The organism is Antribacter sp. NEAU-D49, from assembly GCF_057158775.1.
Genome location: NZ_JBXTSN010000029.1, coordinates 64,517 through 71,786 on the forward strand (window position 1 = coordinate 64,517; position 7,270 = coordinate 71,786).

Annotated in this window: 4 protein-coding genes; all 4 read left to right on the forward strand. The window is 72.7% G+C overall.

Features of this window, described 5'->3' with window-relative positions; all coding sequences use genetic code 11:
• The first annotated feature begins 22 nt into the window (after window positions 1-22).
• Window positions 23-1,714, forward strand: coding sequence for a serine/threonine-protein kinase (locus AC060K_RS19015; protein WP_483766914.1), 1,692 nt, complete (start codon window positions 23-25; stop codon window positions 1,712-1,714).
• A gap of 10 nt (window positions 1,715-1,724) precedes the next feature.
• Window positions 1,725-2,420, forward strand: a complete 696-nt coding sequence (locus AC060K_RS19020) for a hypothetical protein (RefSeq protein WP_483766915.1) — start codon at window positions 1,725-1,727, stop codon at window positions 2,418-2,420.
• A gap of 1 nt (window position 2,421) precedes the next feature.
• Complete coding sequence (locus tag AC060K_RS19025) at window positions 2,422-6,945, forward strand: FtsK/SpoIIIE domain-containing protein (protein ID WP_483766916.1); 4,524 nt, start codon at window positions 2,422-2,424, stop codon at window positions 6,943-6,945.
• Window positions 6,946-7,070: 125 nt separating this feature from the next.
• Window positions 7,071-7,270: WXG100 family type VII secretion target (locus tag AC060K_RS19030; protein WP_483766917.1), on the forward strand; the 200-nt coding region annotated here is incomplete at its 3' end.

Here is a 7,270-nt window from a genome sequence, read left to right on the forward strand (position 1 = left end):
ACCGGGTGCCGGAGGGAGACGAGTGAGCAGCAAGCGCGCGCCCTCAGCGCCGCCGCAGATCGAGGGTTTCGAGTACCGCAAGCTGATCGGCTCGGGTGGTTTCTCGGACGTCTTCCTGTACGAGCAGCAGCGTCCGCGACGCCAGATCGCCGTGAAGGTGCTGCTCAAGGAGTGGTCCAGCGACACGCAGCGGGCGGCGTTCGACGCCGAGGCCGACCTCATGGCCACGCTGTCGAACCACCCGTCGATCGTCACGATGTACGAGGCGGGCGTGGCGTCCGACGGGCGCCCGTACCTCGCGATGGAGTACTGCTCGCGCCCCAACCTGGGCTCGCGCTACCGGTCGGAGCGGTTCCCCGTCGCCGAGGCGCTCCGGATCACCATCCAGATCGCCGGCGCCGTGGAGACGGCGCACCGGCTCGGCATCCTGCACCGTGACATCAAGCCGGCCAACATCCTGGTCACCCAGTACGGCCACCCCGCGCTGACGGACTTCGGTATCTCGTCGACCGTCGACACCGCCTCCGCGGCCGAGGGCATGTCGATCCCGTGGTCGCCGCCGGAGTCGTTCGGCGACCCGCCCATGAGCGGCATCGCGACCGACGTGTGGGCCCTGGCCGCCACCTGCTACACCCTGCTCGCGGGCCGGTCGCCGTTCGAGGTGCCGGGCGGGTCCAACACCTCGGCCGACCTGGTGCAGCGCATCGAGACGGCGTCCCTGCCGCGGATCGGCCGCACGGACGTGCCGCCGGCGCTGGAGCGGGTCCTCGCGACCGCGATGGCCAAGTCGCCGAGCTCGCGCTACCCGACGATGCTCGCGTTCGCCCGCGCCCTCCAGCAGGTCCAGGTCGAGCTGGCGCGCGACGTGACCCCCATCGACATCCTCGACGAGACCGGCCACGTGCAGGAGGAGGAGCCGGCCGAGGACGGCACACGCCTGCGCCAGGTCGTCGCCATCGACCCCGGCGGGCGGCCTGCCGCTCCGGTCGCGCCGCCCGCCGTCACCGGCTCGTCCGCGACGTCGGCGCTCCACGGGCAGCCGGCTCCCCCGCAGTCGCGGCCTCTGACGGGGATCTCCGCGCCCCCGGTCCAGAACGGGCACCCCGCCACCGTCACCGGGACGGGCGCTGGAGCCGCCCCTGCGGCGAGCTGGAGCTCGTGGTCCTCCGACGTGCCGGTCGTCGGCTCGCAGGCCTGGCCGGGTGCCGCCGTCGAGGAGACGGTGCACCGTACCTCGCGGCCCGCCGAGCCCGAGACCGGGGCGACGTCCGAGGAGGAGGCGAGCGACCGCCGTCGGGCACTGTGGCCCCTGCTTGCGGGGGCCGCCGTGCTCGTCGTGGCGGGCATCGTGGTGTGGAACCTCGTGAGCAGCGCGGGCGGTGGCGAGCCGGGCGACGAGCCCACCTCGGCGCAGTCCGTCGAGGCGCCCCTCGACAACCTGGACGGGATCGTCCCGGGAGTGGTCGACCCGAAGGGCACCGTCCAGGGCGAGCAGGTGGTCTTCACCTGGACCGCGCCCGAGGGCATGGCCGAGGAGGACCAGTTCGCGTGGGCCATGGCCACCATCAACGGCGTCAAGGCGTGGACGGTCGTCGAGGAGCCCACGGTCACCGTCCCGCGTGACGGCAGCGGGACCACCTGCATCAAGGTGGTCGTGGTCAAGCCCAACAAGGCGCAGTCGCCCGAGCGGGACGCAGTCTGCGCCGAGGGGTAGGGGGAGTGCTGTGAGCGGTCTCGCGATCGAGTTCTGCGGTGAGTGGTTCCGTCCGGAGGAGGACGGCGAGTTCGACATCGGCCGGGAGGGCGACCTCGCGATCGACGACAACCCGTACCTGCACCGCCGGTTCCTCAAGGTGGTGCACGAGGAGGGGATCTGGTGGCTCGCCAACGTGGGCTCCCTGATCTCCGCGACGGTGTGCGACTCGGGCGGCGGGGTGCAGTCCTGGCTGCCGCCCGGCAACCGCCTGCCCCTGGTCTTCCCCACCACCTCCATCGTCTTCACCGCCGGGCCCACCACGTACGAGCTGATGGCCCAGCTCGACGACGCCCCGTACCACGAGATCCGTGCCGAGGACGACGGCTCGGGCGCCACGACGATCGGCATGATCAGCTTCACCACCAGCCAGAAGCAGCTCATCGTCGCGCTCGCGGAGCCCATGCTGCGCCGTGAGGGCACGGGCCTGAGCGAGATCCCGTCGTCGGCCGCCGCAGCGAAGCGGCTGGGCTGGGCCACCACCCGTTTCAACCGCAAGCTCGACAACGTCTGCGACAAGCTCGACCGGATCGGCGTGAAGGGCCTGCGCGGCGGGGTGGGCGCCCTGGCGACCAACCGCCGGGCCCGCCTCGTCGAGTACGCCGTGGCCTCGCGCCTGGTGACCGCCGCCGACCTGCCCCTCCTCGACCTGAAGGACGACGCCTGACGTGCGCATCAAGCTCACCCTGACCCGCCCCGACGCGACGGCGGCGAACGTGGCGGTCACTGCCGACGCCACCGCCTCCGTGCAGGACGTCGCCGAGGCGCTCTTCGCGGGCGACCCCGCGCGCGGCGGGGCCGCCCCGCCCCCCAACCTGACGCTGCAGATCACCGCTGACGGGCACGGCGCCTCGGGCGGCGGCGCGGGCCGCGTGCTGAGCCCGTCGAGCGACCTGGTGCAGGCCGGCCTGCGCTCCGGCTCCACCGTGTCGATCGTGCGCGTCTCCGAGCAGTTCGAGACGCCGGGCGCCGACCGCGGCGCGGCCGTGGCCGTGCTGCGCGTGCTCCAGGGCCCGGACGCCGGACGTGAGTTCCCGCTGCCGGTCGGCACGTCGTACCTGGGCCGCGACCGCGGCATGGACATCCGGCTCTCCGACCCGCTGGTGTCGAAGAGGCACGCGCGCATCACCGTGGGCGAGACCATCGAGATCGCCGACCTCGACTCGGCGAACGGCCTGGTCATGGGCGGCGAGCGGATGGCCCGGGCGATGATGACGTCGTCGGACACCGTGAACATCGGCGGGTCCGTCGTGTCGGTGGTGGCCCTGCACCGGTCCAGCAGCATGGCGCCCAGCACGCCCGTCGTGGAGTTCAACCGCTCCCCGCGCGTGGTCGCCCGGTTCCCCGACCGCAAGCTCAAGGCGCCCAAGCCGCCGGCGCCCCGCGAGTCGCAGCCGTTGCCGTGGCTCAGCATGGTCGCCCCGATCATCATGGGCGTGGTCCTCTACGCGGTCACCCAGAACGCCCTGACCCTCATCTTCGTGGCGCTGACTCCGCTGCTGATGATCGCGATGTACGTGGACACGCTCCGACACGAGAAGCGGCGCTTCAAGCACCAGGTGGAGCAGTTCCAGGCGTCGATCAAGGCGATGCACACCACCGTCGAGCGCGTGCACGCGGTGGAGCGGGCGGTCCGGCTCACGGAGACGCCGTCCCTCGCGGACGCGGTCGACGCGGTGCGCCGGCTGTCGGGCCTCATGTGGACCTACCGGCCGGAGCACACCGGGTTCCTCACGGTGCGGATGGGTGTCGGCTCGGCGCCGTCGCGCGTCCAGATCGAGGATCTCGGGGAGAACAACACGCTGCCCGAGTTCCTGGAGCAGGTCAACGAGCTGCAGGCCAAGTGCGCCACCGTCGACGGCGTGCCGATCGTGGGTCGGCTGCGCGTGGCCGGCGGCTTCGGCATCGCGGGCCCGCCGGGTGCTGTGGACGCCGTCGGGCGCGCGATGCTGCTCCAGCTCGTCGCCCTGCACTCCCCGGCAGAGCTCGTGGTCGCGGGGCTCACGTCGCAGCGCTCCCGCGGCGACTGGGAGTGGCTCGAGTGGCTGCCCCACACCGGCTCCCCGCACAGCCCGCTGGACGGGCCGCACCTCGCCGACAACCCCGGCGCGGCGCTGTCGCTCCTCTCCCGCCTCGAGGACCTCGTCGAGTCGCGCGGCGCGGACCTGGAGGAGCACGCGGTGCTGCGCGGCGACCTGGACCCGGTGAAGGAACGCGAGCAGTCGGCGCCGCCGCCCGTGCTGCCCACCGTCGTCGTGCTCATCGAGGACGACGCCCCGGTGGACCGGTCGCGGCTCACCCGCCTCGCGGAGCGCGGCGCGGACGCGGGCGTCCACGTCCTGTGGGTGGCCCCCACCGTCGAGCAGCTCCCGGCGGCCTGCCGCACCTTCGTCCTGCTCGGCTCCTCCTCGACGTCGGACGCCGGCACGCACCTGGGTGCACCGGGCGGCCCGGGCGGCGTGGGCGGCGCGACGACGGGCGAGGTGCGCTACGGGCGCCTCACGTTCCCGGTGGTGTGCGAGACGGTGGACCTCCCCGTCGCGCACGAGGTGGCGCGCATCCTGGCCCCGGTGGTCGACGTCGGTGCTCCCGTCGACGACGACTCCGACCTCCCGCGCTCGGTGTCCTACCTGGCCCTGACCGGCACCCAGCTCGCCCAGGACCCGAACGTGTTCGTGGACCGGTGGAAGGAGAACGGGTCGCTCACGCCCCGCGACGGGTCGCCGTGGGTGCGGCGCAAGAGCCCCACGAACCTCCGGGCGCTGGTGGGCCACTCCGGCGTCGAGCCGCTGTACCTCGACCTGCGCACCCAGGGCCCGCACGCGCTCGTGGGTGGCACCACCGGTGCCGGAAAGTCCGAGTTCCTGCAGGCGTGGGTGCTCGGCATGGCCTCGGCGCACAGCCCCGACCGGGTGACCTTCCTCTTCGTGGACTACAAGGGTGGCGCGGCCTTCGCGGACTGCGTCAAGCTGCCCCACACGGTGGGCCTCGTGACCGACCTGTCGCCCCACCTGGTGCGGCGCGCCCTCACGTCGCTGCGCGCGGAGCTGCGCTACCGCGAGCACCTGCTCAACCTCAAGAAGGCGAAGGACCTTGCCTCCCTGGAGCGCACCGGCGACCCGGACGCCCCGCCCTCGCTGCTGATCGTCGTGGACGAGTTCGCCGCCCTGGTCAGCGAGGTCCCCGAGTTCGTCGACGGCGTCGTGGACGTCGCCCAGCGTGGCCGGTCGCTCGGCCTGCACCTGATCCTCGCCACGCAGCGGCCGGCGGGCGTCATCAAGGACAACCTCCGTGCCAACACCAACCTGCGTGTTGCCCTGCGCATGGCCGACGAGGAGGACTCCAGCGACATCCTCGGCGTGCCGATGGCGGCGCACTTCGACCCGTCGATCCCGGGCCGCGGTGCCGTGAAGACCGGACCGGGGCGCATCCAGCCGTTCCAGACCGGCTACGCGGGCGGCTGGACCACCGACCGGCCCGACCGGCCGCCGATCGACGTGGAGGAGCTGGGCTTCGGTACCGGCACGCGCTGGGAGATCCCGGCGCCGCAGGTCGCCGAGGTCCAGGACCCCGGCCCGACCGACATCGCGCGCGTGGTCTCGACGATCTCGCAGGCCGCGTCCGTGGCCCGGGTGCCCGCTCCCCGCAAGCCGTGGCTCGAGGAGCTCGCCGCCACGTACGACCTGGCGCTGCTGCCGAACCCGCGCTCCGACGTGCAGCTCCTCCTCGGCGTGCTCGACGACCCGGCCGCCCAGGCGCAGCCCACCGTGTTCTACGAGCCCGACCGCGACGGCAACATGGCGATCTACGGCACGGGTGGCTCGGGCAAGAGCGCCACCCTGCGGACCATCGCCGTGTCGGCGGCGCTGACGGCGCGCGGTGGTCCCGTCCAGGTGTACGCCATCGACTGCGGGGCCAACGGCCTCCGGATGCTCGAGGACCTGCCGCACGTGGGCGCGGTCATCTCGGGCGAGGACGAGGAGCGCATCGCCCGCCTCATGCGCATGCTCCGCGAGCTGGTGGACGAGCGCGCGGTGCGGTACGCCGCCGTCAGCGCCGGCGACATCACGGAGTACCGCCGGCTGGCAGGTGCGCCCGACGAGCCGCGCATCCTGCTCCTGGTCGACGGCATCGGCGCCTTCCGGGAGACGTACGAGTACTCGACGTCGCCGGGGGCCAACGTCTTCGCGTCGTTCTCGCAGATCGCCACCGACGGCCGCCAGGTCGGCGTGCACGTCGTGGTGGCGGGCGACCGGGCCACGTCCGTGCCGGCCTCGCTGGGCTCCACCATCCAGAAGCGGCTCGTGCTGCGTCTCGCCCACGAGGACGACTACCTGACGCTGTCGGTGCCGCGTGACGTGCTCTCCGTGACGTCGCCCCCCGGGCGCGCCATCCTCGAGGACAACGAGGTGCAGGTCGCGGTCCTGGGCGGCGATGCCAACGTGGCCATCCAGGCCCGGGAGATCGGCAAGCTCCGCGACGCGATGCTCCGTCTCGGTATCAAGCCCGCCATGGGCGTGGAACGGCTGCCCGACCAGTTCTCGATCGACGGGCTCCCGGCGCGCGCGGCCGACGGCCGGCCGGCGTTCGGCCTCGACGACCTGGACATCGCCCCGGTCGGCCTGCCGGAGCGGGGCGCGATCATGCTGGCCGGCCCCCCGGCCGCCGGACGTACCACGGCCCTGGTCACGATCGCGAAGGCGTTGCGGCGAGCCGGCGGGACACGGGTGGTCTACCTGGCGCCGCGGCGGACGAACATCTCGGGCCTCGGCCTGTGGGACGCGTCCGCGACCGACCCGGACGCCGTGGTCGAGCTGCTCGACGACCTCGTGGCCGCGGTCGAGGCGGACAAGTTCCCGCCCGGCGGCCTCGCGGTGCTCATCGAGGCCGTCACGGACTTCACGAACGGCAGCGCCGAGAACGCCCTCGACCGGTTCATCCGGGCGGCGGTGCGGGCGGACCACCTGGTGATCGGCGAGTCGGAGACGTCGACGTGGAGCCAGGCCTGGACGCTGGCCCAGCCGTTCAAGACGAGCCGGTCGGGCATCCTGCTGACGCCCGGCGACCTCGACGGCGACACGCTCCTCGGCGTGGGTCTCGGCCGGATCCGGCGCAACGACTTCCCGGCCGGCCGTGGGTTCGTGATCGTCGGCGGCCGGCCGCGCAAGATGCACGTCGCGCTACCGGAGTAGGTGCGGTAGGCGAAACAGGACGAATGGGGAGTGCTCCCCATTTCGCACGGACCCGGCGTCTGGTTGAGTACGGGTCATGGAAGCCGGTCGCCCGCAGGGGGCGGCCCTGACTGAGGGAGTACATCATGGCTGATGGCGGCATGTGGGGTCTGAATGTCTCGCAGGTTCGTGAGCTGGGTCAGCGTCTGACCCAGAAGGCGGACGAGGTGGACCAGATCGTGAACCAGGTCTCCTCGCAGGTCGAGTCCGTCTCGTGGAAGGGCCCGGACGCGGAGCGCTTCAAGAACGAGTGGAACAGCCAGCACAAGGTGGCGCAGAAGACGGC